Source organism: Kerstersia similis, assembly GCF_965139615.1.
Taxonomy (GTDB): domain Bacteria; phylum Pseudomonadota; class Gammaproteobacteria; order Burkholderiales; family Burkholderiaceae_B; genus Kerstersia; species Kerstersia similis.
Map to the genome: position 1 here is coordinate 44,161 of NZ_CBCSIQ010000021.1, position 25,884 is coordinate 70,044.

The window sequence follows — 25,884 nt, forward strand, 5'->3', positions numbered from 1 at the left end:
CCGCGCCTGGATTGGCACAGCAAGCGACTGATCCCGTGCAGGTTTTGATTGAGCAGAGCCGTTATTGGCAAAGCCGGCACGACACCGTGCGCGCCAAGGAAAGCTGGGAGAAGCTGCTGCGCATAGATCCGACTCAGCCTGATGCCCTGGTAGGAATGGCTGAGTTGGCGTTGGACGACAATGATGTCTCTCTGGCTGAGGATTATTTGCGCCAGTTGCGTAGCGCCCACCCTCGCAGCAGCCTGATTCGCAGGTTGGAGCAAAGCATTCAGCTGGCAGGAAACCGCGGACAGCTGGAGGCTGCGCGTAATCTGGCGCAGCAAGGGCGCGTTGAAGAAGCGGCCAATGAGTATCGCCAGGCGTTCGGTGGCCAACCTCCCAGCGGCGAGCTGGCCATGGAGTATTACCAGACCCTGGGCGGCAGCGCCGATGGGTGGGAAGAAGCGCGACGAGGTTTTGAACGCTTGGCCCAGGCCAGCCCCAATGATTCATCCAAGGCGTTGGCATTGGCGCGCCACCTGACTTACCGCAATTCGACGCGTGCCGAAGGGATTCGGCGCTTGTCCGAACTGATCAAGCAACCTGCGGTGCGTGAGGATGCGCGTCAGGCCTGGCGCCAGGCTTTGGAATGGCTGGGCGGTAGCCCGGCGGATGTGCGTCTTTACAATGCCTATCTCGCCAGCTATCCGGATGATCAGGGCATACGCCAGAAAGTCGCCGAGGCAGGCCGGGAGCGCCAGCAGGCGCAACAAGCGCAGCAAGCGGCACAGCGGGTCAATCGAGATCCCTATCGTGACCGTACGACAGCGGGTTTCCGGCTGCTGGATCAGAATGACCTGGTGAATGCGGAACTCGAATTCAAGTCTGTTCTCGCGGCACGGCCCAATGATGGTGATGCGCAAGGCGGGCTCGGGCTGGTGCGCCTGAAACAGAAGAACTTCGAGGAAGCCCAGGTACTGCTGGCGCAGGCATCCAAGCGCGGCAATGCGGGACGCTGGAAGGAAGCGCTGGACAGCGCGACATATTGGTCGCTGGTGCGTGGCGCTGACAAGGCACGGGCAGATAATCGCTTGTCCGAGGCGCAGCGCTTGCTGACCCAGGCTGTGCGGATAGACCGCCAGGAACCGACCGGCCAGAACAATCTGGCAGATGTGCTCTATATCCAGGGGGATTATCCGGCGGCTGAAACCCTGTATCGCAATGTGCTCAAGCAAACGCCGGATCAGCCGGAGGCATTGCGCGGTTTGATTACCGTGCTGCCGCAGGTGGGCAAATCCGAAGAAGCCATGCAGCTGGTGGCGCGACTGACGCCAGAGCAGCAGGAAGGCATGGGGAATCTCGGGGCCTTGCGTGCCGAGGAAGCCATGCGGCAGGCCCGTTTGGCGTTACAGCAAAATGATGTGCAGAGCGGCAAGGTGGCGTTGGAGCGCGCGATTGCGAATGATCCGACCAACCCCTGGATTCGTCTTGAACTGGCCCGCCTCTACATGGATATCGGTCAGGCTGAGCAGGCCCAGGGCCTGATGCAGGCTTTGCTGAGCAGTGGCACGCCGACGGCCGATGCCCTGCATGCCAGCGCGCTGTTCGCTGCTGCCCAGGAGGATTGGCGGACGGTACTGCAATTGCTTGAGCGGGTGCCTGGCAATGCACGCAATACGGATCTGGCCAATCTGCACAAGCGGGCTTGGATCCACGAGCAGAGCAAGCGCGCCCTGGCCCTGGCCGGTCAAGGCCAGCAACAGCAGGCCGAGCAATTGCTCTCGGAACTGCGCGGCGTTGCCGGGCGCGATACGGAGCTGCTGGGTGTAGTGGCCAGTGCGTATGCCGATGTCGGCCAGCCGACTGTGGCAACGGAATTGTTGCGCCAGTCCATTGTGGGGTCGGTCGCGCCGCCGCCGGGATTGTGGCTGCAATATGCCGCAGTGTTGCTGAAGACAGGCCAGGATGCGGAGCTTGCCGGTATCTTGCAACAGCTGTCATCACAGCCGCTGTCGCGTGCCGACCAGGCCAGCTTCAAGTCGCTGCGTGATGCGTATGTGGTGCGCCAGGCCGATGCCTTGCGCCTGTCTGGCGACCTGGCGGGTGCTTACGATGTACTCCAGCCCTTGTTGCAGGAACCGTCTGTCAGCAAGGATGCCCGTAGCGCATTGGCGCGCATGTATTCCGACAACGGCGATTACAACGATGCTCTGGCCATCTATAAGGATGAGCTGGAAATCAATGCGGCAGATGTGCCGACCCTGCTGGCGGTCACCATGGTGGCAGAGCAAGCCAAGGATTATCGCTATGCTGAGTCCGCATTGAAGAATGCGCTCAAGCAGGCACCCGATGATTACGAGGTTTTGTCCACTGCGGCACGCTACTACCGTGCCCGTGGCAAGAATTCCCAGGCGGTCAAATACTACGATCAGGCCGTGGCGGCACAGCGGCGCGGCAATATGGGTGCGGCATCTGGCAATCGCTTCGCTGGCACGCAAGGTGCTGCCGGTGGCAATCCGTTCCGTCGCGGCGGCGCGGCGACGGCCATGGCGGTGCCCGCGCCTGTCAATAATCAAGCAGCCAGGGCGGGTACTGCCCCGGCATTCCAGGCCGTGCCTTATGCTGCCGGCGCTGCGTACATTCCCCCGCCCGTACAGGCGGGGGGCGCCGTGGCGGGCAGCACGGGCTGGAACTACGCCGGGGGTGGGCAGGCTCAGGCGGTGGCGCCTGCGGCGACACGCACAGCGGCAGCAACGGGCTCACGTAGCCTGCCAGCCAATGCGGCAGTTGCCCGGCCGGCACAGGCGGCGCGTACGGCACAGGCCACGCCCCAGATGCCTGCGGCGCAAGCGATGGCCATGAACAATGCGCCAGCAGTGGCTGCTGCCGGCGCATACGGTGCTTATGGCAATAACTATGCCTCGGCTGGGCAGCCACTGGATTCGGGCTGGCAATATGACGAGTCTATGGACGGCATTCCGGTCGCACCCCAGCGGCCTCGCTCGCTGAACGAAGAGTTTGCGGATCTCAAGCAGGAGCGTACGCCCACGATTGCGATGGGCGTCAATACACGCCAGCGTGATGGGGAAAAAGGCCTGGGCAAGATGGATGAGTACAGTGTCCCCATCGAAGCCAGCATGCCTTTGGGCGACGGCAAGATTTCCGTCCATGCAATGATGGTCAGCATAGACGCCGGAACACCGGAAACCGCGCGCAGCCTGGCCACCTACGACGCCAGCAGCCGGTTTGGCGGCGGCCCGCAAGCCGCTTACGAATCCTATCTGATCGCAGAATCCGGCGGCCGGCCGGTCTCGCCCGGTTCACAGAGCCAAGAGGGCGTGGGTCTGGCGCTGAAGTACGAGAACGATTATCTACGGGCGGATGTCGGGACGACCCCGTTGGGCTTTCAGGAAAACAATATCGTCGGCGGCGTGTCGATCCAGGGGCCGCTGGGCGACGAGTTCGCCTATAAGGCCACGGCGTCGCGCCGTCCGGTCACGGATAGCGTACTGTCCTACGCCGGCACCAAGGATGAGCGTACCGGAGATAAATGGGGCGGTGTCGTGGCCACCGGCGGGCGGGTTGACCTGACCTATGAACCCGAGCCAGGCTATGGTTTCTATGGTTATGGGTCCTACCATTATCTGACTGGCCACAATGTTGCGAGCAACACGCGTATCGAAGGTGGCGGTGGCATGTACGTGCATTTGATGGATGAGGAAGATGCCCGTCTGACCACAGGGGTGAACGTGACTGGCATGGGCTATGGCAAGAACAGGCGTTTCTTCACCTATGGCCATGGCGGTTATTTCAGTCCGCAGAATTTTGTGTCGGTGTCTGTGCCGATAGACTGGTCGCAGCGTAAGGAGCGCCTCAGCTACCGTGTTGCCGGTAGTATCGGGTTGCAGCACTTCAAGGAAGACCCCGCCAACTATTTCCCGACCAGCAGCTCGCGGCAAATGGCGGCGTATGAGGCGGCGCAGAACATGGCGTCGCTGGCGGATCTGAATGATGATGCCGCCAGGGCACGTTACGCGGGTCAATCCAAGACTGGCGTGGGCTACAACTTCTCTGGCGCCATGGAGTATCAGGTGGCACCGCAGTTGTTCTTTGGCGGTCACCTGGGCTTGGATAATGCCAAGGATTACCGTCAATTCACTGGCGGTTTGTATCTGCGTTATGCCTTCGAACCGCAAAGCCGTCCCCTGGCCATGCCAGTTCAGCAGCTCCGGTCGATTTATAGCGATTGAGGGCCTTAGTCGTTGAAATGGGTAGTTTGTTTTTTTGTGAACACTAGATCCCGCCGTTGTTTATGTATCCGAACGGCGGGACAGCAAAATCTGGAGTCAATGTGAGCGGACTGGAAATTTTCCGTATGGCAGCAAGCCGAAGTGCCGCCCTATCTCTTTGCGCCTTGGCGCTGACTGCTTGTGGCGGCGGCGATGGCGATGACAGCGATATCGGTGAAGGGCCTATTTCAACGACGCGGCAGTATCCGGCAGGTGTCTGGTCGGGGAAAAGCGGTGATGGACAGACGATGTTCGGCATCGTTGACCCAGGTAATGCGGGCGTGACGGGCAGCAGTGGGAACTTCTTCTTTGCCCGTGGCGGTACCGACGAAACCGGTTATGACGGCCTGTACGGCAACTGGACTCAATCCGGTGCCAGGTTCTCCGCCAGCAATGCGACGTATTACATGCGTCCTGCCGTTTCGACGGGAACAGGCGCATTCCGCTCCATTGCATCGGTCACGGCCACGGTCTCTGGCCGCACCACGGCCACCTGGAATACCGAAACCGGCACGATGGATGGGCGCTTTACTTCGCCCTATTCTGCTTCGACGTTCATTACCTTCGGCATGGAGTACAACGGCTTGTTGTCCAGCCAGGATTCGAACCTGTTCATCGCCAACGGTATCCAGGGAGCCTATCGAGGCGACACGGCGGATGGCGGTGGCTGGGCACTGTATGTGGATTGGGCCGGACGTCTGAGTGGCCGCAGCGGTAACTGCCGTTTCTATGGCACGGTGACGCCGCGCAGCGACGCCGCCAACTCCGGCTCGACCAGTCCGTTCTATTCCGTCACGATGACGCTTTACAACGACTTCGGCTCCACGACCAGCAATACCTGCGAACAGACCGGGAATGTGCTGACGGGTACGGCAATTGTGCGTTATGACGACAGCTATCAGAAATCCGGTATCTGGCTGGCGACGCGCCTGGGCAACATCAATACCTATATTCTGGACGGCAGCTACCTGCCGCAGGCAAACAATACTTCTATTCCGCGTACCTACAATACGTTTGCCAATAATACGGCGAGTGCGGAGAACAATCCGATCGGTTCGTGGACAGGTACGGATCCGTTTACCGGCCAGGTCGTGAATATGGTGGTCTTGCCTAACCATGAATACCTGATGTACCGGGGCAATGGCGATGGCGATGTGCTCTACAGCATCACGCGCCTGGGGATGGAAGGCAGCAGCGGCCAGTTCTACGCCAATGACGCGCTGTTCTGGCGTCGCTACAGCGATACCATTTATAGCGGTATCCATTTCGCAGGCACGCTACGTCGGGAAAACGTCGGGGATACCATCAAGCTGCGTGGCCTGTACGATGATCCCTCCAATAATTTCTCATCGACGGCCATTCGTGGCCTGCCGACCGCGACGGAGATGAACTTTGTGAAACCGCCGCCGGAAACCGGCACGGAATTGTTCCAGGCCGTGCTGAATGGCGGGAGCTATAGCGGCGAAGGCGGTTGGCTGTCTTTTGGCAACCGTCCGGTGCTGAAATCCCTGACCGTAGAGGAAGTCATGACGGTGGACACGGACAACAATCCGGTCGGTACCGGCAACTACCGCATTGTTGGGGACGCCACCCAGGGCTGCAAGGCGGAAGCATTGCTGGATAACCTGCCCTCAGATCGGGCATCGAATATGTTCGGTGTCTATGGGCTGAGTTATACCGATGTGATTTCCGGCAGTTGCGCCTATGTGTCTCACTTGAAACAGAATGGTGTCCTGATCGTCGATAGCGTGACGACTGTTGGCGGCAAGAAGGTAGCCAAGGAGGTTCGCTTGCTGGCTGCTGCGACGGATGGATTCACCATCTTCAAGGCAGCGCAGAAGAACTGAACGAGGGCCGTACGACGGCTTGCAGAGTGAGTCTGAAACCGCCTGGAGGGCTATCCCTCCAGGCGGTTTTTCATTGCCGTGGCGATTCTGACTGGCAGCCAGGAGGCGGGATCCGGAGGCGTATCAATCCTGATCCAGTCGCTGCACCGCCAGATGCAACTCTTCCAGCTTGAACTCCTGCCGCTTCGGCAGCACGAACTGCAGCACCCAGACCACGGCAACCGGCACCAGCGCGGCCAGCAGGAAGGATTCCAGCAGGGTATTCATGTTGCCCGTGGGGGACGGGAAATAGGTCAGGCCAGCTGCCAGGCCGGCCAGGGTGCCCAGCGTGGCGGTGCGGCCGTCGTGGCGGCGGCTGTAGAGGCCGTAGAACACCGGGAAAGCGGCGGCGGCGCACAGCAGGTCTGCCAGCAGGAACAGGTACAGCACGCTATAGCCTTGCGCCGAGACAATCATCACGGGAATGGCCAGCAGCATGATGAGCCAGCGCGCCAGGCGCAGCAGCGTGGTCGTGCTGGTATGGGGGGCCAGGCGTTTGACATCCACGGCAATGATGCTGGAGACCGCGCTGATCACGGTATCGGCGCTGCTCATGACCAGCGCCAGCCCCAGCGGGATGAGCGCAATGGCGAACCAGAGCGGCACATCCGGCATGATGATGGTGAAGAGCGCGATCGAACTATCGCCCTGGGGGTGATAGGCGACGAAGGCCAGGCCGAACAGGCCCATCACGAAAATGAAGGGCACCACCAGCACGCCGCCCAGCAGGAAACCGCGCCGCATAGACGGGATATCCTTGGCAGAATAAACACGCTGCCAGTTGCCCTGGTGGAAGATGCCGGTGAGCAGGATGGCGACGAAGAACGTGACGCCCGCCTTGAGGCCGGTGGCGTTGGTCAGATCCAGCAGTTGCGGCGCCTGCTGGCGCAGTATCTCGGCCGTGGCGCTGATGCCGCCGGTAGCCTTCCATCCCAGCCACAGCATGACCAGCAACAGCGGCACGATGATGACGATCTGCACCTTGTCGGTAAAGATGGAGGCGCGCAAGCCGCCATAGGCCGTATAGAGCAGCGTGAAGCCCATGACGATGGCCGCAGTGACCCACAGCGGGATGGGGGCGAGCAGCGTGACCAGCTTGGCGATGGCCGTGATTTCCGCCGTCAGCGAGATGAACATATAGAACAGCATGATCAACAGCGTCAGCACGTACATCGGACGGCCATAGCGTACGATCAGGAACTCGGTCAGCGTGTGGCCGCGCGGGCTGAGTTCACGCATGCGCTGGCCCAGCGGAATCATGATCAGTCGTGGGGACATCGAGCCCAGGGCATAGCCGATCACTGCGGCCAGGCCCCCCCAGGTGGCAGCTTGCGGGGGCGAGAACAGAATCCAGGCGCCCAGCGAGGAGGCCATCAGCGTCAGGATGGTGGCAAAGGAACCCTGGCTGTTGCGAGCGACGATGAAGTCTTCCAGGTTATCGCGTTGGCGGCGGGCATAAACCACACCGGCCAGCGCATAGAGCGCCGAGAAACCCAGCAGCCAGGCCAGGGTGGCGTTTTCAGTGAGCATGACAGCGCATCTCCTGCGGCGATCCTTCAGGATGGCCGCAAAATCTGGCTGCGCGCAAAAAGGGGAACAGGCGTGTACCGGAAAGGCACAGCAACCCGGCGCGCAACCATGGGTTGAAGAAGCGGACAGGCGCGCGCGTGGGCAGACTCCCTTCCCTTCGCCGGCATGATCCGGATCAGGTTCTAAGGGTCACCGCGATACAGCGGAATCTCAGCCCATTGAGTGGGCCCCCCCAGGAACGCTGGCAAGCGTAGAGGGCCAGGGGGGATTTGTCAATGAATGATAGGCGTTCTTGTGTTTATTGGAAGAGCATTTCCAGGGATGGGGCATCCAGCACTTGATCAGACCAGCGTTCGATCTCGGTTGCGCTGGCAGTTTCCAGCCTGGCCAGGGCATGCTTGTGCAACGGGCCGAAGCGTCGTTCGAGCAGGCGTTTCAGCATGAGGGCCTGGCCTTTATGCAAGCCGATGCGCTCACCTTTGTGCAGGCCGATCCCCTCGCCTTCCAGGCGCGCATAATCCAGTGCATCCTGTTCATCAATCAGCGCAAGTTCGCGGCGTTCGGCAGCCAGGCGCAAGGCTTCGTCGGAGTACATGCCCTGCAGGTGCTTCAAGGCATCCTGCACGGGAGGATGGGTAATCTGGCTCATGCGGTCGTCATCCAGGTTATGGCGCAGGCAGGCAACCCAATCGGGCAGTGCTGAGGGATAGCCGTGCAGCCGTTCTGCCTTGGGCAATTCGATTATATGCACTTGCATGGCCTGGCCCAACTGCACACCAGGGTGACGGGTATCGCGCAGTGTGAAGTGCCAGTCGGCCTGTTGCGGGTAGTCAGGGAACAGTTCATGGTCCAGCAGGCTGATACCGATGGCGGGCCGCAAGTGACGGTAGTCGCGGCCATGCTGAAGCTGGTCGGAAAGATTGCGCGCCAGATAATAGACGTTGCGTTCGGGCCAGTGCAGGTAGCGTCTCAACTGCATTTCAACCATGAAGCGGTGGCCGTTTGCGTCCTGCGCCAGGATATCGAGCACGATCTGCTTGCCTTCCAGGTCTTCCGGCAGGATGGACGGGTTGAGCACCTCCACGACCCGGATGGGCGCTGCGTGGTAGCGCACCGCATTGATCAGGTCGGAGAGCAAATCAAGCCGGCGCGAGAACAGCATCTTGAACACGAGATCATTGTTCAGCGCCAGGCCGGTGCGTTGGGGGATGGGCGGTAGCCTGCATTTCCAGAAACGGTGTGTGCAGAGACCGGCAATTCAGAAAAGCCCGAGGGAGTGTGTGGAAAAACCATGCCTGATCCTGTGGCTTCGATGAAACGAAAACAGGGAACAGTCTGCGCCGGAACCGGCTGGCGGAAAATGCGCAAAGTCCGCCCGGTGAAACTCCCCTTGGTTGAACCCAGGCACCAGGCAGCCCTCATGGACTGTCTGGTGCCTGGCAAATCCGAGCGGCATGCAGGCGGCTCGGTGCAGCAGCTTCAGTCTTGGTGCCAGCGTGCTTCATGGTTGAATTATCAATGCAGTGTGATATCCGGATTCATGCTGCGTAGATGGTGTTGCGATGCCATGCCTTTACACTTCTGCGAGTGTCGTTACCCCAGGTACGGCACCAGGCTAAGGAACCCGAGCAACAGGAGCAGTGTGTAATGAGCAAGACCCGTATTGCAGTCGCTGGCGCTGGCTATATCGGCCAGGCACATATGGATAGCATCCGGCGCAATGCGGATTGCGAATTGGCGGCTGTGATCGACCCAGCCCCTGCTGCGCAGGAACTCGCGAACATGGCGGGGGCGCGCTGGTTCGCATCGCTGGAAGACATGCTGGCGCAGGCAAGGCCGGATGGCGTCATCCTGGCTACCCCCAACCAGTTGCACCTGGCGCATGCCAATGAGTGCCTGGACGCTGGCCTGCCCATCCTATTGGAAAAGCCGGTGACCGCCACCGTGGAAGAAGGCGAAGCCCTGATGCAGCGGGTGCAAGCCGAAGGCGCCAAGGTGCTGGTCGGCCACCATCGCACGCACAGCCCGATCATGGCGCAGGCGCGTGAAATCGTGCAGTCCGGCCGCCTGGGCCGCCTGGTTTCCGTCATGGGCAGCGCGCAGTTCTTCAAGCCCGACGAATATTACGAAAGCGCACCCTGGCGCAAGGCGCCCGGCGCCGGGCCGGTGCTACTGAACATGATCCACGAAGTGCACAATCTGCGCATGCTGTGCGGCGAAATCATTGCCGTGCAGGCCTTCGCATCGAACGCGGTACGCGGCTTCGCAGTGGAAGACACGGCGGCCATCAACCTGCGCTTTGCCAACGGCGTGCTGGGTGTGTTCATGTTGTCGGACACGGCTGCCAGTGCCCGCAGCTGGGAACAGACCAGCCAGGAAAACCCGGCCTACTCCACCTATGGTGATGAAGACTGCTACACCCTGGCCGGCACCATGGGTTCGCTGGCCGTGCCCACCATGCGCATGAAAACCTATGCGCGCGAAGCCGACCGGTCGTGGTGGAAACCGTTTGACGTCTCCGAAGAAGCCGTCCGCCGTGGCGACCCCATTGACTTCCAGCTTGCCCACTTCGCGGCCGTGGTGCGCGGCGAAGCCGAGCCATTGGTGACGGTGCGCGACGGCGTGCAGAACCTGCGCGTGACCGAAGCGATCATTCAGGCGGCAGCGACGGGGAAGGTGGTGAAGTTGGGGTGATAGGCTAGGTGTGTTTGGGACAAGGAACGCTTGTGTATAACCCTGTGTATAGATTCTGTATGGCCTGTGAGTATTCTGTGTGGCTATCGTGTAGATCGCGCTTGATCAGAAGATTTTGGAGACGCCTAGCATTGTGCGGCTTTTTTCAAATGTGTAGGCATGCGGGATCGTGCTACGGTTTTTCCGGTACTCATAGCTGAAAGTGGGCGTCAGTCCGTGCCAGGAAAGGTAGGGGGCGGTGAGTCCGACGTAAATACCATTTTCATTGTCCCGCTGACGCCGCCCACCGAAGAAAGCATTCGAACTTTCTGCTTCTTTGTGCCGGAAGGTATAGGCGATATTGAGCGTTATCTGGTTCTGAAAAGATTTGAAAATACCAACGCGCGCAATTTTTTCACGATAGGCAAAAACCTTTTGTTTTGCATCGTTATCACGCCACATCAGATTGCCGTACAGTTGTGTGCTGGGGTGCAGCCAATACACACCGAACAACGAAATACCTTGATAGTTCCCCTGAAGATAAGAGAAGTTGTGGGAAAAGTGTCTGTTCTTGTATTCGTAGCTCAATTCTGCCAGTGCGCGAGGCGTGAGTTGGCGGCGGAAGCTCGTACGCATGCCGAATGCATGGTACGCCTTATGACCTCCTTCGTTGTCGTACTCAAAAGACGGCAACACCTGGATTTGATTACGCGCTGAATTGAACTGATAACCCAGATAGTTGGTGGACACGAAATTGTCGTAGCTGTTCTCATGGTAGTAATGGTTGCCGTAGTTGATGCTGCGGAACAAAATGTTATGGTGTCCGGCGAGGGACCAGAGCTTGTCCGCACTGGCTTCATAGTAGAGACCACTGTCCCCTTTTTTTGCGACGGGGATATTCGTGTGACAAGCGCCGTCAAAAATCATGGCGCAAGAGTCAACGTAAGTAGAAGCCTGATTCAGGTTATCTTCGTGCACCCATGAGGCAGATAGCGATACGTGCAGTTGCTGACGTTCCTCTATGGCCTTGGTGTACTGGTCGATATATTGTCGGATGTCATCGGGGTGCGCCTGCGTTTTTAGTTGGCGGAATACGATGCCGGCATCGTGCAGCCGATTGTCCGTGTACAGGACTCGCCCCAGGTCCAGACTGCCTCTGGAAAAATAAGGGTTGGTTTCCAGGACTTTGCGGTATTGATCGACGGCGTGGTTGTAGTCGCCGCTGGCTGCAAGCCGGCTGGCTGAGACAAAGTCAAATAATGCCGGGTCATGGTGGGGTACTCTGGCGTACTGGCTCAATAACCTGCTGGCGCCGAACCAGTCCTTGTGATTAACCGCTTTGAGTATTTCAAGCGTCAATCGTTGCAGACGACCTTCGGGGGTCAGTGTCATGGCATCTATGGCCGCCTGGTAGGCTTCGCTGGCCTGAGAGTCTGTGTCGTCAGGCAGCAGCTGTTGTTGCAAGCGTTGAGAATTCTGTTCGGACTGCATCCAAAGCCGGTCGCTGGTATCTTGTTGTGCGTAGGTGCTAACGCAGTAAGACAGGCAGCAAAAAACCATGACTCGGGTAACGGAAAGATAGGACATGGGCGGGCCGGGTTGTAAAGCAGAAACGGAACCTGTCCGCATGAACAGGTTCCGGGAAAGCACATCCGCTGTGCTTGAAGGGGCTATTGCGTAAAGACTGACAGGTCAGTTACGCAGTCTGCTTACTTCTTCGTGGCACCGAAGGAGGCAACGAAGCTGTCGGCGCTGTTGCTGCCGCTGGCCACGCCAGCCAGGGAGCTGGTATCGCCCGAGCTATAGAAGTGGCCCTTGGTCGTACCGTCGATGATGTAGCCCAGTGCTGTATTGGTATAGTGGGAAGTGCCGTCGAATGTACCAGCGGTGGCATTGATATTGTTTGCACTGATTTCCAGGCCACCCGTGCCGTCAGTCCTAGCGAGTTCTCCGTGCAGGCTTTGGTAGTTGGCTTCCAGGGTCAGCGTACCCGTCAGCGTGGTGGGCGCAACGGATGCTGCGCGCGAAGCCAATGCGACAAAGCCTGCCGCCGCGTACTCCGTCTTCGCCACTGGCACGACGAAGCCGATGTTGTCACCTACCTCGAAGGCCGTGTCAACGCGCGTGGGCTTGCTGTCTGCATGATCGGTGGCAATCCCGTAGTACACCTGCCTGGCCGAGGCATTGACCTTGCCCCAATTGAAGTTGGTTGAGATGGCGGGACCTGTAGGCGGATTGCCAGCGTGTGCATAGCCATTCAGCCGGTACTGATTGAATATCTTGCCGGCAGAGGAAACGCTGCCGTTGGCGCTGAAATTATTGATGCTTTGCAGGCTGATGATGTAATAACCATCAGGGCGAGATGAATCATTGAAGCCAATCCCAGGCGCATCCAGTGGGCCGTGGAAGCCCGTCAAGGTAGCGCCGCCGACGCGCAAGGGGGCCTGGTTGTCAGGCAGGTCGCTGGTCGTGTTGCCGACGCTGTTGAATGGGGGAACCGTTTGTGCCTGGGCGGCACCAAAGATGGCGATCAATGCACTAGCAAGAATGACATGCTTCATGAACTGCTCCTGAATGAAAAGCCTGTGCGATCCACAGGCATACCTCATCTGCCTTTACCGGTCGATAAAGGCGCAGCGCTTTACATAGCGTGGTGCCAGCAAGGGCTACAGGAAGTTCGTTGTTCCATGAGTATGATTCGTTGACGGGTTAGAAGATGATCGGGTGTTTAGCGGGCTTGCCTGTGCAGCAAGCCCGCCATGGATACTTACTGATTGATGCCTATCCGGAACTCAAATCCTGCACGTTCCTTGATCTTGAAAGAGGTAGAGAATTTGTATTCTTTCAGGATGGCAAGTTGTGCATCGCGTTCGGTGGTATTGCTGCTACGCAGGGCGGCAATAATGGCTGGCTCATTATCCAGTGTTGGACGCACCAGGCTGAAATCCAGGCTATCGCCTTTTTTGATAATCAACCCTTCTTCGATTCCCATGAGTTTGGCTTGCAAACCGCTGGTGTTTGACTGGTTGACGACATCTGTGATGGTGTAGTCCTGGTCAACCGCTGTCAGCCGATAGTTATCCAATGAGCTGGACTGGGTAAGGAGTTGTGCCAGGTCGCGATTAAACTTTTGTGGGAAAAATATTTGAGTTTCTTTTATGCCGAAGCGCATGATCAGGCGTTCTAGCAATAGACTGGGGTAGCTGCTTTTATTGGCCACCGCCTGGAAGGCAAGACGCACGGTTTCACTGTTATCAATGTCATCACTGACAACAAATTCCATTTCATAGTCCCCCGGCTTGTCTGCAATGAATTCGGTATGGTTGCCGAAGTCAACCATACCGTTGATAGGCTGGGTGCGACTGATATGCGATAACAACATTTTGCTTCCCTCTGGACTTTTAGTCACAGTGGCCAGTCCCATCAGCGGACTGTCATTGTCCGGGTCCACGGCATGGAACACTGCACTGATGACCTTCGCGTCGTTTACCAGCAGAACGGCTTGGCCATCTGCAATCGGCGTACCTCCTGTCGTAGTGGTACCGTCAGCACCGATACCCCATTGCGTGATGATAGGGGCATGGTTCTTTGCCTTGGCGAAGATGCTGATGCGGGAATCACGGGTTTCTTTGGAATTTAGTTTGCCGTCGGACACCTGCAGGTCAGCAATATAAAGCCCGGGCTTATCTGTCTTGAGTTTGGCAAATTTCTTGTCTTTATCCTGTATCTCAGCCGTGCTGCCATCGGGTTTGAGTGCCAAGGTCCAGAGATAAGTCATCTGATCCCCATTCTTGTCACTGCTTTGGCTGCCGTCCAGTTCGGCTGTGTCATTGATCAATATTTTGCTGAACTCGGTCTGAGCGATAGCTTCCGGTGCGACATTGGCAGCAGGTTTGATTATCAGTGTCTTGCTGTCCACTGCGCTATCCAGCTTGCCGTCATTGACTTGCAATTCGATTTCCCATGTGCTTTGCGAAGCAGACGAAATATAAATTGTCGGATCTGTGCTGAGGAGGATATCTCCAGGAGTGGCAGTATTCCAATAGCGCCAGCGATACGTTAGCGGATCGCCGTCGATATCATAGGAATTATTTCCCACGGCGCATATCTGGTAATTTGGATATGGGCCGCCTTCTTCGCATTCGTGGGGGTTGCTAATGCTGATACGGGCAACAGGAGCATGGTTAGTTGTATCTCCAGGCCGCTTTGAAACTTTTATGCTTGCTTCTTTGCTTGACATGACACTGCCGTCATACACATAAAAGACAATGTGATAAGTGCCGGCTACATCAGGGGAAAATTGGGCAATAGCTTTGTTTGCACTCAGGATCTTTGCCGTTGATCCGGCGGGCCAAGGGCTGCCAGTAATATTATCTACCGTTTTAGGGATGATCCAATGATATTTCAGCTCATCCCCATCCGGGTCATGACTACCGCTGCCATCCAGGGTTACCGTGTCCCCAATGAATGCAGTCTTGGGTACATTTATCGCGGCAACCGGTGCACTATTGCCATTATTGACTTTGATCAGTGTTTCGGCCGTGGTGCTGGTTTTCTGTCCGTGAGTCGCGGTCAGACTGACACGATACGCCCCATTTTTCTCAGCAAAAAAACTTGTTTCCCGGCTATTCGGATTGCTCAGTATGGTTTGAGGCGTACCCTGAGGCTGTTCAACGATCGTCCACTGATACTGGAGTCCGTTGTGGTTCTCTCCGTGCGGCGCCAAACTTTTCTCGCCATTGAGCCGGACGACGCTGCCTTGCAGAACGGTTTGCTCCGCCGGATCAATGATGGCTACCGGGTTAGGGTTGGTTGCGGTAATTGTCAGGTTGGCGGCATCACTGCCCGCCGTGCCGTCGTTAACGATCAGCGATGCTTTGTACTCTCCAGGTTGATCGGCGAGAAAAGAGCTTGTAGCGGAGCTTTGACCGGAAAGATCAGCATGGCTGCCGGTTGGTTTGCTCAACAATGCCCATTGATAGTTCAGCGTGCCGTTGTTGGGAGATGTGCTGGCGCTGCCATCCAGGGCGACGGTGGTACCCATAGAGACGGTGGTTGCGTCTGCCTTGATGACGGCGCTGGGTTTTTGTGCCGTGTTGTTGTCATCGCTACCATCACTGCCCCCGCCGCCGCATGCGGCCAACAGCATGGCTGTGGTGCCCGTCAAGGCAGCCAACAGTTTTTTAATCGGTATGAATGTCATTGAGTTCTGTCCTTTGAAAGCGTGTCAGTCTGACGCTGCGCAATAATGCTCAGAATGGAAATTCTCGGAAAAATGATTGTGGGAGGTGATTCTTAAGAAAATATTCATGTCCACCAAGGCTTACATTTGCAGCGTGATGCCTAACCTGGCAGTCCGGCCAGGAGCAGGAATCAGCCCCAGCCCCAAGGCATCCAGGTAAAACCTGTCGGTGAAGTTGTCGATATTGAAGTCAATGGATACGGTTTCATTGACTTTGTAGTTGGCGAAGAAATCAAAGACTTTGTATGAATGCCAAGGGATGATTTTCAAGAAGCCATGCGCGGTATCGTCATTGAATTCAGGTGCGTTGGTGCGTTGTCCCATGAAGGTGCCACGAGCACCCAGCGTCAGTTTTTGATCGAACAACCGCGTTCCCAACGTGAAGCTGGCATTCCATTTTGGTGGAACCATATTGTTCAGATAGCTGCCGGCAATGCCATAGTCATTGCAGATATTCACGCGGTAGCTGCCTCGGTGGCAGATTTCTATCTTGTTGTATTTGGTCGCTCCGAATGCAGTGAAGATCACGCCAGCGTCATAGTCGCCGGAAATTTCCATACCATGAAATCTGGCGCCTTCAATATTGCGCATGACCATTGAGCCAGCGTCATTTCCGAACTCCCAGACATTCTTGTTGGTACGGGTCAGGTAGTCTTTTGTGTAATTACGGAAATAGGCTGTCTTGAGACGCAGGCGGTCGGTACTGGTGAGCAGGCCACTGGCGAGGAAGTTCAGGCCGATTTCCTTGTTGGTCGCCCGTTCCGGCTTCAAGGGGATGTCTGGGACGGATTCGAACGAGAAACCGCTGGTGCTTTCAAACAAGCTCGGCATACGCATGGCTTTTGCGTAGCGGCCGTAGAGTTGCAGGCCAGTCAGTGGCTCCCAAGTCAGACTGACGATTGGCGTACTGCCGCTTGAGCGGTTGCTGTTGTCGATAGGATCGCATCGCCCGTCGCCGTCGGCATCCACGCAATAGGGATTGTTCGGGCTGTAAACCTGGATAGGTTTGTCATCATTGGATTTGAATCGGCTATATCGAAGCCCCGCGTCCAGGGTGATGCTGGAGACGGGTTTGTATTGCCAGGCAATGAAGGCGCTGTATTCGCGGCGGTCTCCATTGCGTCCGGCCAGTCCACGGAAGTCTTCCGTCAAGGCTGTCGTGTGTACGTCTTCCCACTGGGTGGCGATACCGTAGCGCAACTGGCTTTCGCCGAGCCAACCCCAAGAGAAGGATGAGGTATTACTCAGATCCAGGCCTGTGCGTTTATAGGTTTCCCGTTCGTTGTTGTACAGATCGACTTCTGTGGTGCTCGGACTGTTGTTCGTTGCCTTGGTGCGCGTGTGCCAGAGATTGGCGCGCAGATCAAACCAGTTGTTGTCTGCGGGCACCCAGCGGTAGCGGCTGGTAAGGGTGTTGGCGACAACATCGCTATTGCGAGGTTGTGTGATCGGTATGATGTTTTCCAGACGGAAAAGGTTGCCGGGCATGAGTTCGCTATACACACTGCTGTACCGCAACCAGCTCAACTCAAGGTCCTGATCGGCAGGCAGATAAACTTTGGCTTTCAGCAGCCCCGACTTGCTTTCGTAGTTGGTGCCAGGAATACGCTCTCCCGCTTCGAAGCGGGTAGCCCCCTGGATTTTTGGGTAAACCTCGGTATAGAACGTACCCCGTCTCTTGGTGTCGGAAAGATCCATCCAGGCGCTGGGGCCATGTGTGCCCGCAAAATAGTTGCCTTGGTGGCGTTGGGAGTACGCAGCAATCAGGTCGATATGGTCCAGCCGCTGGGCGAGTGCAAGGCTGCCTGCCCAGCTTTTGGGATGGAGCGGCCCTGGCCGGTCAAAGTTTTCCGGATTACCCCATTCGGTGGGCAGTGCATATTCCCCACTGCAAATCGTGGGGTTCACGCAATCTGTGCGATAAACCGGCTTAGCGCCGTGAAAATTGCCGGTGAATAGCCCCGCTGGTGTTCCTGGTTCGACAGCAGACCCATTATTGTTACCTATTGCCTGCCCCCGCACCCGAATGCCGAAGCTTTCGCCGTCCTTGACGATGTCGGCGGCGTCCAGGGTGCGCATGGTGACCAGGCCGCCGGTGGCACCTGTGCCCTGTGCGCTCATGACCGGGCCTTTTTCGATGGTGATGCCACCGATCAGGTCGGGGTCAACATAGCTGCGCGAGATGACGCCCGAGTAGCCGCGGTTGACGGTGGTTTCCTGGCGCGCGCCATCGACGAGGATGGGTACCCGTCCCTGCCCCTGCATGCCACGGATGTTGATGTCCAGGCCGCCGGAGTTGCGGTTTTCGCCGACCAGCACGCCGGGTACACCCTGGAAGATGTCGCCGACGGAGGTGCCACGGAAGCGTTCGATGTCGTCACGGGTGAGGACGCTGGCTGACAAGGCGCTTTGGTAAGGCATGTCCTTGGCGTCCTGCGCCTGGCCGATGACTTCCACGCTGCTGAGTTCGGCCACGCCACGGCTATTGTTTTCAGGGCGGGCACGCAGGCGCCAGCCGCCTTCAGGCGTCGCAACGGCTTCCAGGCGGGTGCCGGCCAGCAGCAGTGTCAGCGCTTCTGCCGGACGATAGTTGCCGCGTACGCCACGGCTTTGTTCGCCGGCCGTCAGGGCCGGATCTACCGTCACCAGGCTGCCCGAGGTGCGACCGAACAGGATGAGCGCCTGGCTCAAGGGGCCGGCAGGAATGGCGTAGTCGATCCGGGCGGCGTCGGCCGGCATGGCAGCTGTTGCCGTGGCAGCATGGGCGGTACTGGCTGGCCACAAGGGCGGCGCCATCATGCCCAGCAAGGCGCAGCACAATACGGTGCGCGTTACGGGCAGGCGGGCTGCCAGAGGCGCGGGAACACAACGGAAACGGCGTACAGGCATGAACAGTTTCTCAAGCAATAAGGCACGGCGCGTATTCCAGGTCAGGAATCTGCCGCTTTCCTATGACATAACGCTTGAGAATGGATCTGGTTCGCTGTTGTTACAAATTCCTGTTCAAGTGCTAAGTGCCCGGCTTGCGGCGAGGGGGGGCTGGCATGCCGTGGCTGCAGAGGGAGGCATGCGGCCTGTGCGCGGTCAGCCTGATGGCTGCGGGTCGGCAGCCTATAGACATAGGGGGCTTATGGGTACGGGGGGAAGCCGAGGTCAGGGTCAGCCACGTGGTGCGACGTTAATCCAGTATCGGCTTTTACGCTGGATTTGCACCGGCAAGAAGCGCGGCAGGCTGGCCAGGATGCGTTCGGTGTCCTGCACGGGAAAGGTACCCGTCAGCCGTAGCGCCGCGACGTCGGGATGACATCGCAACCAGCCCTTGCGGTAGCGGCCGAGTTCTTCGAGAAAGGCATCCAGTCGCATGTTGTCGGCAGCCAGTATGCCATCGACCCAGGCGGCAGCGGTGGCAGGCAGGGCGGTGGGTGTGGCGGCCCCCAGGCGGTCGAAGCTGCTGCCCTGCCCGGCATCCAGGCGCAATGGGGTGTCGGGCCGCTCGGCCGGGTACAGGTTGACGGCGCCGGCCAGTACTTGAACTGTGGTGGGTGCGGCGGTGTTGTCGTTGCGAACTGTGAAGCGGGTGCCGATGGGAGTGATGCGGCCTTGTGCCGTCAATACGGCAAAGGGACGCTGCTGCGGGTCTTGCGCCGTGGCGATATGGATTTCCCCCTGGTGCAGAACCAGGGCCCGCATGGTGTCGTCATAGCGGATGTCCAGCGCAGTGTCGGTGTTGAGCAGCAGCCGGGTGCCGTCCGGCAGCGTGAGTGACCGTTGTTCGCCGGTGCTGGTGCGCAGATCCGCCTGCATGATATGCCACTGGGCTTCCAGCGGTTTGCGTTGCCAGGCAGCCAGCAGCAGTAAACAGGATAGCCCCAGGCCTCCTTTTTTCAAGGCCCGGCGGCGGCTGTCGCTGCGCAAGACTTGTTCGACGGCATTGCTTGCCGCCATGCCGTCGAGTTGCTGGCGGCGTTTGCTGAAGTCGGAGTCCAGTGCCGTGATGCGCTGCCAGGCCAGTTCGTGGTCGGGATGTTGCGCACGCCAGCGCTGACAGGCCGCGCGCAGGTCGGCGCCTTCTTCGCAACGCAGGCGAATCAGCCATTCAATGGCGGCGGAAACTACGTTTTCGTCAGGTTGGCGGGATGGCGCATCAAGGCTGAGAGAGGCTCGCATGGCTCAGATTCCGTAGGCGATGCGGTAGCACTGCAGATAGGCTTTGCTCATGTCGCGTTTGACGGCGCTGAGGTGCACACCCAGCCGTTCAGCGATTTCCGGGTAGCTCAGGCCTTCAAGTTGGGCCAGGAGGAAAATGCGCCGGGTGCGGGGGTCGAAGCTTTCCACCATATTGCATAGCGCTTCCAGGGTTTCCAGCACAATGCAGCGGGTTTCGACGGAGGGCGCGTATTGGTCGGGCTGCGCGGCCAGGGCTTCCAGATAGGCGCGTTCCAGCCGGGCACGCCGATGGCGGCTGACAATCAGGTTATCAGCCACTACCGTGAGATAGGAGCGCGGCGCTGCCAGAACCGGAGCCAGGTCTATCCGCATCAGACGCAGAAAGGCATCCTGGGCTAGGTCGGCTGCAGCATCGCCGTCCCGCCCCAGTTTGCGCCGCAGCAGGGATATCAGCCAGCCGTGGTGCGCATGATAGAGGTCGGACAGAGTCTGCTGGCGCAGCGAATCAATGGGTGTCATGGCAGTATTCGCAAAAGGAAGCCAACGCTGCATATTAAGATACATGAAAATAAGACACGATCTCAACATTATTTGATACGGCTGTGCGGATACTGCAACGACTGCGGTAGAGAAACGTCGCCAGGATGTCCGCAGTGGCGATCTGGTATGGGCCAGGGGAACAGCGTGGCGATGCCTGCCAGGCAAGGATGTGGATAAGCCTGGGGAGTACCCTGTGCGGAACTGATTGATAACCCTGTGGGCAGGTTGTGGAAAGGTTGTGGGCAACTTCCCTGTCAGTGCGGCGCAGCAAGCCGGTGCAGGGTGTGCGGTGCGGGATGTGCAGCAAGGATGCGCGGCAGCCCGGGGGCATCGGGGGCTGCCGCGTTATCTGCCTGTTATGAATGGCGGCCGAGTGACTGGAATGGCCATGGGCCTGATTGGCCTGCGGAGGTCAGCAGGCGGGTTTGGCCAGGCCGAGATGGTCACGCAAGGTTGTTCCTTCATATTCCTTGCGGAACAGGCCACGCTTTTGCAGAACGGGCACGACCTGTTCAATGAAGTCTTCGATGCTGGCTGGCAGCGCCGGAGGCATCAGGTTGAAGCCATCGGCCCCTTCGTTGCGGAACCAGTGCTCCATTTCATCTGCAATGCTTTCCGGCGTACCGACCATGGTGCAGTGGCCACCGCCTGCGGCCAGCCTGCCGAGCAACTGGCGCAAGGTCGGCTGCTCTTTTTCGATAATGCGCAGGATGGTGCCATAACGGCCTTTGGGGCCTGGGAAGGTTTCCAGGGGTGGCAAGGGCGGCACGGGGGCGTCCAGTTCCCAGTTCATGCAATCCTGGTAGATGAAGGTTTCCAGCTGGCGCAGCGATGCTTCGCTGGGCAGCAGCTCATCCAGCTCGCGCTGTTTGGCACGGGCTTCTGCTTCGGTGGCGCCGACATAGGTGACCAGCCCCGGCATGATGGGCACATTTTCCGTGCGGCCGGCTTCGCGCACGCGGCGTTTGATATCCCGGTAATAGGATTGTGCGGCGGGCAGGTCGTAGGCGACGGCGTAAATGGCTTCGGCGCGGCGTGCTGCCAGATCCCGCCCCTGGTCGGAGGCGCCGGCCTGGAACAGCACCGGATGGCGTTGCGGCATGGGCGGTACGGTCAGCGGGCCATCGACCAGGAAATGCTTGCCATGATGCTTGATCGGGCGCACCTTGCCGGCATCGGCAAAGTCCCCTGCCCGGTCGAATTTCAGGGCGTCGGCATCCCAGGAGTTCCACAGGGCCAGTACCGCATCGACAAATTCCTCCGCGCGTTCATAGCGCCATTCATGCGGCGGCATGGCTTCGTAGCCGTGATTGCGGGCTTCGGTGTCGAACATGGAGGTGACGACGTTCCAGCCGATACGGCCGCTGGAAATATGATCCAGCGAAGCCACCATGCGGGCCGCATGGAATGGCGTGAAGAAGGTGCTGGAAACGGTGCTGATCAGGCCGATGCGCTCCGTGGCGCGGCTCATGGCCGATAGCAGGGTCAACGGCTCCAGGAACCAGTAAGGGCCATCGGCAACATTGCCAGCGGCCTGGCCGTCGGCGAAGAATACGGCATCCAGCTTGCCGCGTTCGGCCAGTTGCGCCAGTTCCTCGTAATAGCGAACGTCGCCCATACGTTCGACCGACGAAGCCGGGTGGCGCCAGGCGGCACGATGGTGGCCGCAGCCGAGAATGAACAGATTCAGGTGCATCATGGTTCGTATCGGCCTCAGTTTTTCACCAGCCCGCCATCGACCACCAGATTCTGGCCTGTGATGGCGCGCGCCCAGGGCGAAGCGAAGAAGAGGACGGCATCTGCCAACTCGGCAGGTTCGGTGACACTACGCAGCGGCGTATTGGCGGCTATCAGGTCGAATACCGCTTCGGGTGTCGCGGATGAGGCATCAGTGGTGCGCAGCAAGCCGCCCGATACCATATTGACGGTGATGCCATCCGGGCCCAGGTCTTGCGACAGGGTGCGGGTGAAGGCCAGCAAGGCGGCTTTGGCAGCGGTGTAGTCGTGGTAGGGCACCACCGGGTTTTGTACGAGATTGGTGCCGATATTGACGATGCGGCCGAAGTGGGCGGCCCGCATACCGGGCAGGGCCGCCTGGATGGTATTGAGCGCGCCGCGCAGCGCGCCTTCGGCCTGCTGCTGTAAATGTTCCCAGGTGAGCTGGTCCGCATGGGGGCGGGCGTCGCCATTGAAGCTGAAGCTGGGCAAGGCATTATTGACGACGGTGGTGATATTGCCGCCGAAATGCGCCTGGGCGCGCTCGAACAGCTGGCGCACGGCTGCGGCATCACGCACATCGGCCTGCAGCGCCAGGGCTTGCTGCGGTGCGCTGGCGGCCAGGGTTTCCGCTGCTGCATGGCTGCTGTGGTAGTTGATGACAACCTTGGCGCCTGCCGCCAGGAAGGCCTGGCTGATGGCTGCGCCCAACCCGCGTGCGCCGCCCGTGACGAGAACGATCTGCTGGTCGAGGCTGGGAGTCGTATTGCTGTGGTGGGGCATGGCCCTCTCCTCCGGAAAGGGCGAAGAGGACGAGGGCGTGGGCCAGCTGGGCCGGATGCGCCTGGACATCCCTTCGCCAGTGTGAACTGGATCAGGTTCTACGGGTGTCATCTCAGCCCCTGTCATGGTCAGGGACACCCCGTGTCGCGTAGTCCGTGAACATAGCATGGAACACAGATAGCGCGAAATTCATCCATGACGGGAACCGATGGCCATATAACCCGTCCCTTTGCAGTTAAAACGTGGCCAGGCCTTTTCCCGGCGCCGGCAGCCCGCTACGATGGGAGGGTGCTGCCCCATCCCCCTCTCACTTTCGGATCTTCCAGGAGTTTGCCGATGTCTGCTTCTATTGATACTGATTCCACCACTGTGCCGTTGTCCGAAGCTGCCCAGGCGCTTGCTGAAACCGTGCGTACCCGGTACACCGCCAAGGCTTATGACGCCACGCGGCGGTTGCCGCCGGAAGTGGTGGATGCCCTGTTGACGCTGTTGCGTTACAACCCCTCCTCCGTCAATTCCCAGCCCTGGCATTTCGTGGTGGCGGCAAGTGATGAGTCCCGCGACCGCATTGCCGCCCGCTTGGAAGGCAACTTTGCCTATAACGCCGGCAAGGTTCGCGATGCTTCCCATGTGGTCATTCTTTGTGCCAGGGAGCGCATGGATGACGCGCATCTGGCCGGTATTCTCAGGCAGGAACAGGAGGATGGCCGCTTTGCCAGCGATGAGGCGCGTGAAAATCAGCGCAAATCCCGCCAGTCCTATGTGAATCTGCACCGCTACGATTTGAAGGATGAGCGTCACTGGATGGAAAAACAGGTGTATCTGGCGGCGGGTGCCTTGTTGCTGGGCGCTGCCACACTGGGGGTGGATGCGACGCCGATCGAAGGTTTCGATTTCCGCACGATCGACGAGGAATTCGGGTTACGTGCCCAAGGCTATAGCAGTGTTGTCATGGTGGCGCTGGGTTATCACAGCGAGACGGACTTCAATGCCCAGCTGCCCAAATCGCGTCTGCCGCAGGAGCAGGTATTGACGCTGTTGTGATGAGGCTGGCCTGTGGTCGTGGGTGGGCGTTGGCAGCACGGGCGCTCATCCGGCTGCCAGGCACCAGGCCGACGTCACCTTGATGCCGCATGAAAAACGGGCTGGAGAGTTTCTCTCCAGCCCGTTTTTTTCAGGGTGCCCGGTAACTCAAGGTACCGGGCGCCAGGCAATGCGATCAGCTGTTGGCCGCTTTGGCGCTGGCCTGAGTGATCTTGCGGGTAATGACCCACTGCTGGGCGATGGACAGCGCGTTGTTGACGCACCAGTACAGCACCAGACCTGCCGGGAAGAAGAACATCATCCCGCCGAACACCAGCGGCATGATCATCATGACCTTGGCCTGGATGGGATCCGGCGGCGTGGGGTTCAGTTTGATCTGCACGAACATGGTGATCATCATGACGGCAGGCAGGATGAAGAAGGGATCCGGTGCGGCCAGGTTGTGCACCCACAGAATCCACGGTGCATCACGCATTTCCACGCTGGCCAGCAGTACCCAGTAGAGGGCGATGAACACGGGGATCTGCACCACCATGGGCAGGCAACCGCCCAGCGGGTTGATCTTCTCGGTGCGGTACAGCTCCATCATGGCGGCGTTCAGCTTGGCACGGTCGTCGCCGTACTTCTGCTTGAGCGCCTGCAGGCGCGGCGCCACGTTCTTCATGCGGGCCATGGAGCGGTAGCTTGCCGACGCCAGCGGGAAGAACAGCAGCTTGATCAGCACCGTCAGTGCAACGATGGACCAGCCCCAGTTGTGCAGCAGGCTGTGCAGCCAGGTCAGCAGCACGAACAACGGTTTGGCGATGATCGTCAGCCAGCCGTAGTCCACGACCAGATCCAGGCCCGGCGCCACTTCGGACAGCGCCTTCTGATCCTGCGGGCCGACCCACAGTTGCGCGTCCATGCCGGCGGATGCGCCGGGAGCGATGGCGCCCAGCGATTCGATGGTACGGGCGGCGTACAGGTTGGGCTGAATTTGCACCAGTTCGTTCTTGCGCAGCGTGCCTTGCGGCGGCACCCAGGCGGTGACGAAGTAGTGCTGCACCATGCCGATCCAGCCGTTATTGGTCTCGCGCTCGTACTTGGCCTTGTTCTTCTCGATATCGGAGAAGCTGACCTTCTGGAACTTTTCGGCGTCGGAATAGACGGCCGGGCCGGTGAAGGTGCTGTAGAAGCTGGAGGTATTGGGCGGATTGTTGCCGTCGCGGGTGATCTGCAGATAGAGCGAGGGGGCGATTGCCTGCTCGGACTGGTTGATCACTTCATGGCGCACATGGATGTCGTAGCGGTTCTGCTGCAGCGTGTAGGTCTTGCGCAGCAAGGCGCCGCCTGACTGAGCTTCGAACACCACGACCTGCGAACCGTCGGCAGCCTGGGTATGGCTGACCAGCGAGAACGGCGTCAGGTGGTTGGGGAACGGGGTGCCATTGGTGCTGCCGACGGCTCCGGTCTGGACCACGTAGTAATTGCCCTGGACGTTATCCAGCAGCATTTCCGGGCGGGTCTCGTCTTCGGAGTCCTGGAATTTCAACAAGGCACCGCGCACGATTTGCGCGCCGTTCAGGTCGAAGTCCAGGCGCAGCACGCCATTGTCGATGGTGAAGGGCTTGCTGTCGGCCGTTGCGGCACCTACCGGTGCGGCGCCAGGCAGGCTGGCGGCAGCGGGGGGTGTCGGCGCGGCACTGGCCGGTACGCTGGCATCAGCGGGCGTGCCCGGCGTTGCGGCGTTGGGAGTGGTCGCTGCAGCTTCGGTGCTCGACGGGGCGAACAGCGAAGACTTGCCATTGTGAACCTGCCAGTTATTCCATAACAGCAGCAGCGAAAACAGGAAAATCATCCACAGGATGGTACGTCGGATATCCATTGGCGCATGCAGTAAGGGGTTGGTGCGTATCGCAACAAAGCGTGCCAGTTTAACGTAGCTTGATGCCTGGGCAGGCTTTTATGGCGGACTTTGTACGGAAGAGGCCGGCTTAGTGCGTGCCGGGGCGGCATCCGGTGTAGAACCGGATGAGGGGGCGGGGGTATCCTGGGG

At 59.1% G+C, this 25,884-nt stretch carries 15 protein-coding genes and 2 riboswitches; of the genes, 4 read left to right on the forward strand and 11 right to left on the reverse strand.

Annotated elements, in window-relative coordinates:
• The first annotated feature begins 35 nt into the window (after window positions 1-35).
• Window positions 36-4,229: a cellulose biosynthesis protein BcsC gene (locus tag ACNA1V_RS13020; protein WP_415834034.1), complete on the forward strand. Its 4,194-nt coding sequence runs from the start codon at window positions 36-38 to the stop codon at window positions 4,227-4,229.
• A 125-nt stretch (window positions 4,230-4,354) separates the two neighbouring features.
• Complete coding sequence (locus tag ACNA1V_RS13025) at window positions 4,355-6,115, forward strand: hypothetical protein (protein WP_415834035.1); 1,761 nt, start codon at window positions 4,355-4,357, stop codon at window positions 6,113-6,115.
• 123 nt (window positions 6,116-6,238) lie between these two features.
• Here ACNA1V_RS13025 and ACNA1V_RS13030 read toward each other — a convergent pair whose 3' ends face one another.
• Both ACNA1V_RS13030 and ACNA1V_RS13035 read right to left on the reverse strand, forming a co-directional pair.
• On the reverse strand, window positions 6,239-7,684 hold the full coding sequence (locus ACNA1V_RS13030; RefSeq protein ID WP_415834036.1) for a sodium:solute symporter family protein: 1,446 nt from the start codon (window positions 7,682-7,684) through the stop codon (window positions 6,239-6,241).
• Window positions 7,685-7,819: 135 nt separating this feature from the next.
• A riboswitch (TPP riboswitch) is annotated at window positions 7,820-7,928 on the reverse strand.
• Window positions 7,929-7,982: 54 nt separating this feature from the next.
• On the reverse strand, window positions 7,983-8,855 hold the full coding sequence (locus ACNA1V_RS13035) for an Rpn family recombination-promoting nuclease/putative transposase (protein WP_415834037.1): 873 nt from the start codon (window positions 8,853-8,855) through the stop codon (window positions 7,983-7,985).
• 476 nt (window positions 8,856-9,331) lie between these two features.
• Here ACNA1V_RS13035 and ACNA1V_RS13040 point away from each other — a divergent pair, with 476 nt between their 5' ends.
• A complete protein-coding gene (locus ACNA1V_RS13040; protein WP_415834038.1) occupies window positions 9,332-10,378 on the forward strand; it encodes a Gfo/Idh/MocA family protein in 1,047 nt (348 codons plus the stop codon).
• Window positions 10,379-10,483: 105 nt separating this feature from the next.
• On the opposite strand, the gene ACNA1V_RS13045 is transcribed toward ACNA1V_RS13040, so the two are convergent.
• From ACNA1V_RS13045 to ACNA1V_RS13080, 8 genes are all read right to left on the reverse strand, one after another.
• Complete coding sequence (locus ACNA1V_RS13045) at window positions 10,484-11,944, reverse strand: surface lipoprotein assembly modifier (protein WP_415834039.1); 1,461 nt, start codon at window positions 11,942-11,944, stop codon at window positions 10,484-10,486.
• A gap of 122 nt (window positions 11,945-12,066) precedes the next feature.
• A complete protein-coding gene (locus ACNA1V_RS13050; RefSeq protein WP_415834040.1) occupies window positions 12,067-12,918 on the reverse strand; it encodes a hypothetical protein in 852 nt (283 codons plus the stop codon).
• Between the two features lie 206 nt (window positions 12,919-13,124).
• Window positions 13,125-15,560 (reverse strand): PKD domain-containing protein, encoded by a 2,436-nt coding sequence (locus tag ACNA1V_RS13055; RefSeq protein WP_415834041.1) that lies wholly within the window; start codon window positions 15,558-15,560, stop codon window positions 13,125-13,127.
• Between the two features lie 120 nt (window positions 15,561-15,680).
• Complete coding sequence (locus tag ACNA1V_RS13060) at window positions 15,681-18,488, reverse strand: TonB-dependent receptor (RefSeq protein ID WP_415834042.1); 2,808 nt, start codon at window positions 18,486-18,488, stop codon at window positions 15,681-15,683.
• 270 nt (window positions 18,489-18,758) lie between these two features.
• Entirely contained in the window at window positions 18,759-19,766 is a 1,008-nt protein-coding gene (locus ACNA1V_RS13065) for a FecR domain-containing protein (protein WP_415834043.1), read from the reverse strand.
• A gap of 3 nt (window positions 19,767-19,769) precedes the next feature.
• Complete coding sequence (locus ACNA1V_RS13070) at window positions 19,770-20,285, reverse strand: sigma-70 family RNA polymerase sigma factor (RefSeq protein ID WP_415834044.1); 516 nt, start codon at window positions 20,283-20,285, stop codon at window positions 19,770-19,772.
• Window positions 20,286-20,718: 433 nt separating this feature from the next.
• Window positions 20,719-22,005, reverse strand: coding sequence for an LLM class flavin-dependent oxidoreductase (locus tag ACNA1V_RS13075; protein WP_415834045.1), 1,287 nt, complete (start codon window positions 22,003-22,005; stop codon window positions 20,719-20,721).
• Window positions 22,006-22,019: 14 nt separating this feature from the next.
• Window positions 22,020-22,805 (reverse strand): 3-oxoacyl-ACP reductase, encoded by a 786-nt coding sequence (locus ACNA1V_RS13080; RefSeq protein WP_415834046.1) that lies wholly within the window; start codon window positions 22,803-22,805, stop codon window positions 22,020-22,022.
• 51 nt (window positions 22,806-22,856) lie between these two features.
• Window positions 22,857-22,957: riboswitch (TPP riboswitch) on the reverse strand.
• A 184-nt stretch (window positions 22,958-23,141) separates the two neighbouring features.
• Here ACNA1V_RS13080 and nfsB point away from each other — a divergent pair.
• Window positions 23,142-23,849, forward strand: a complete 708-nt coding sequence (nfsB, locus tag ACNA1V_RS13085) for an oxygen-insensitive NAD(P)H nitroreductase (protein WP_415834047.1) — start codon at window positions 23,142-23,144, stop codon at window positions 23,847-23,849.
• Between the two features lie 175 nt (window positions 23,850-24,024).
• Here the strand turns inward: nfsB and yidC are convergent, their stop codons facing one another.
• On the reverse strand, window positions 24,025-25,713 hold the full coding sequence (yidC, locus tag ACNA1V_RS13090) for a membrane protein insertase YidC (protein ID WP_415834048.1): 1,689 nt from the start codon (window positions 25,711-25,713) through the stop codon (window positions 24,025-24,027).
• Between the last annotated feature and the right edge of the window lie 171 nt (window positions 25,714-25,884).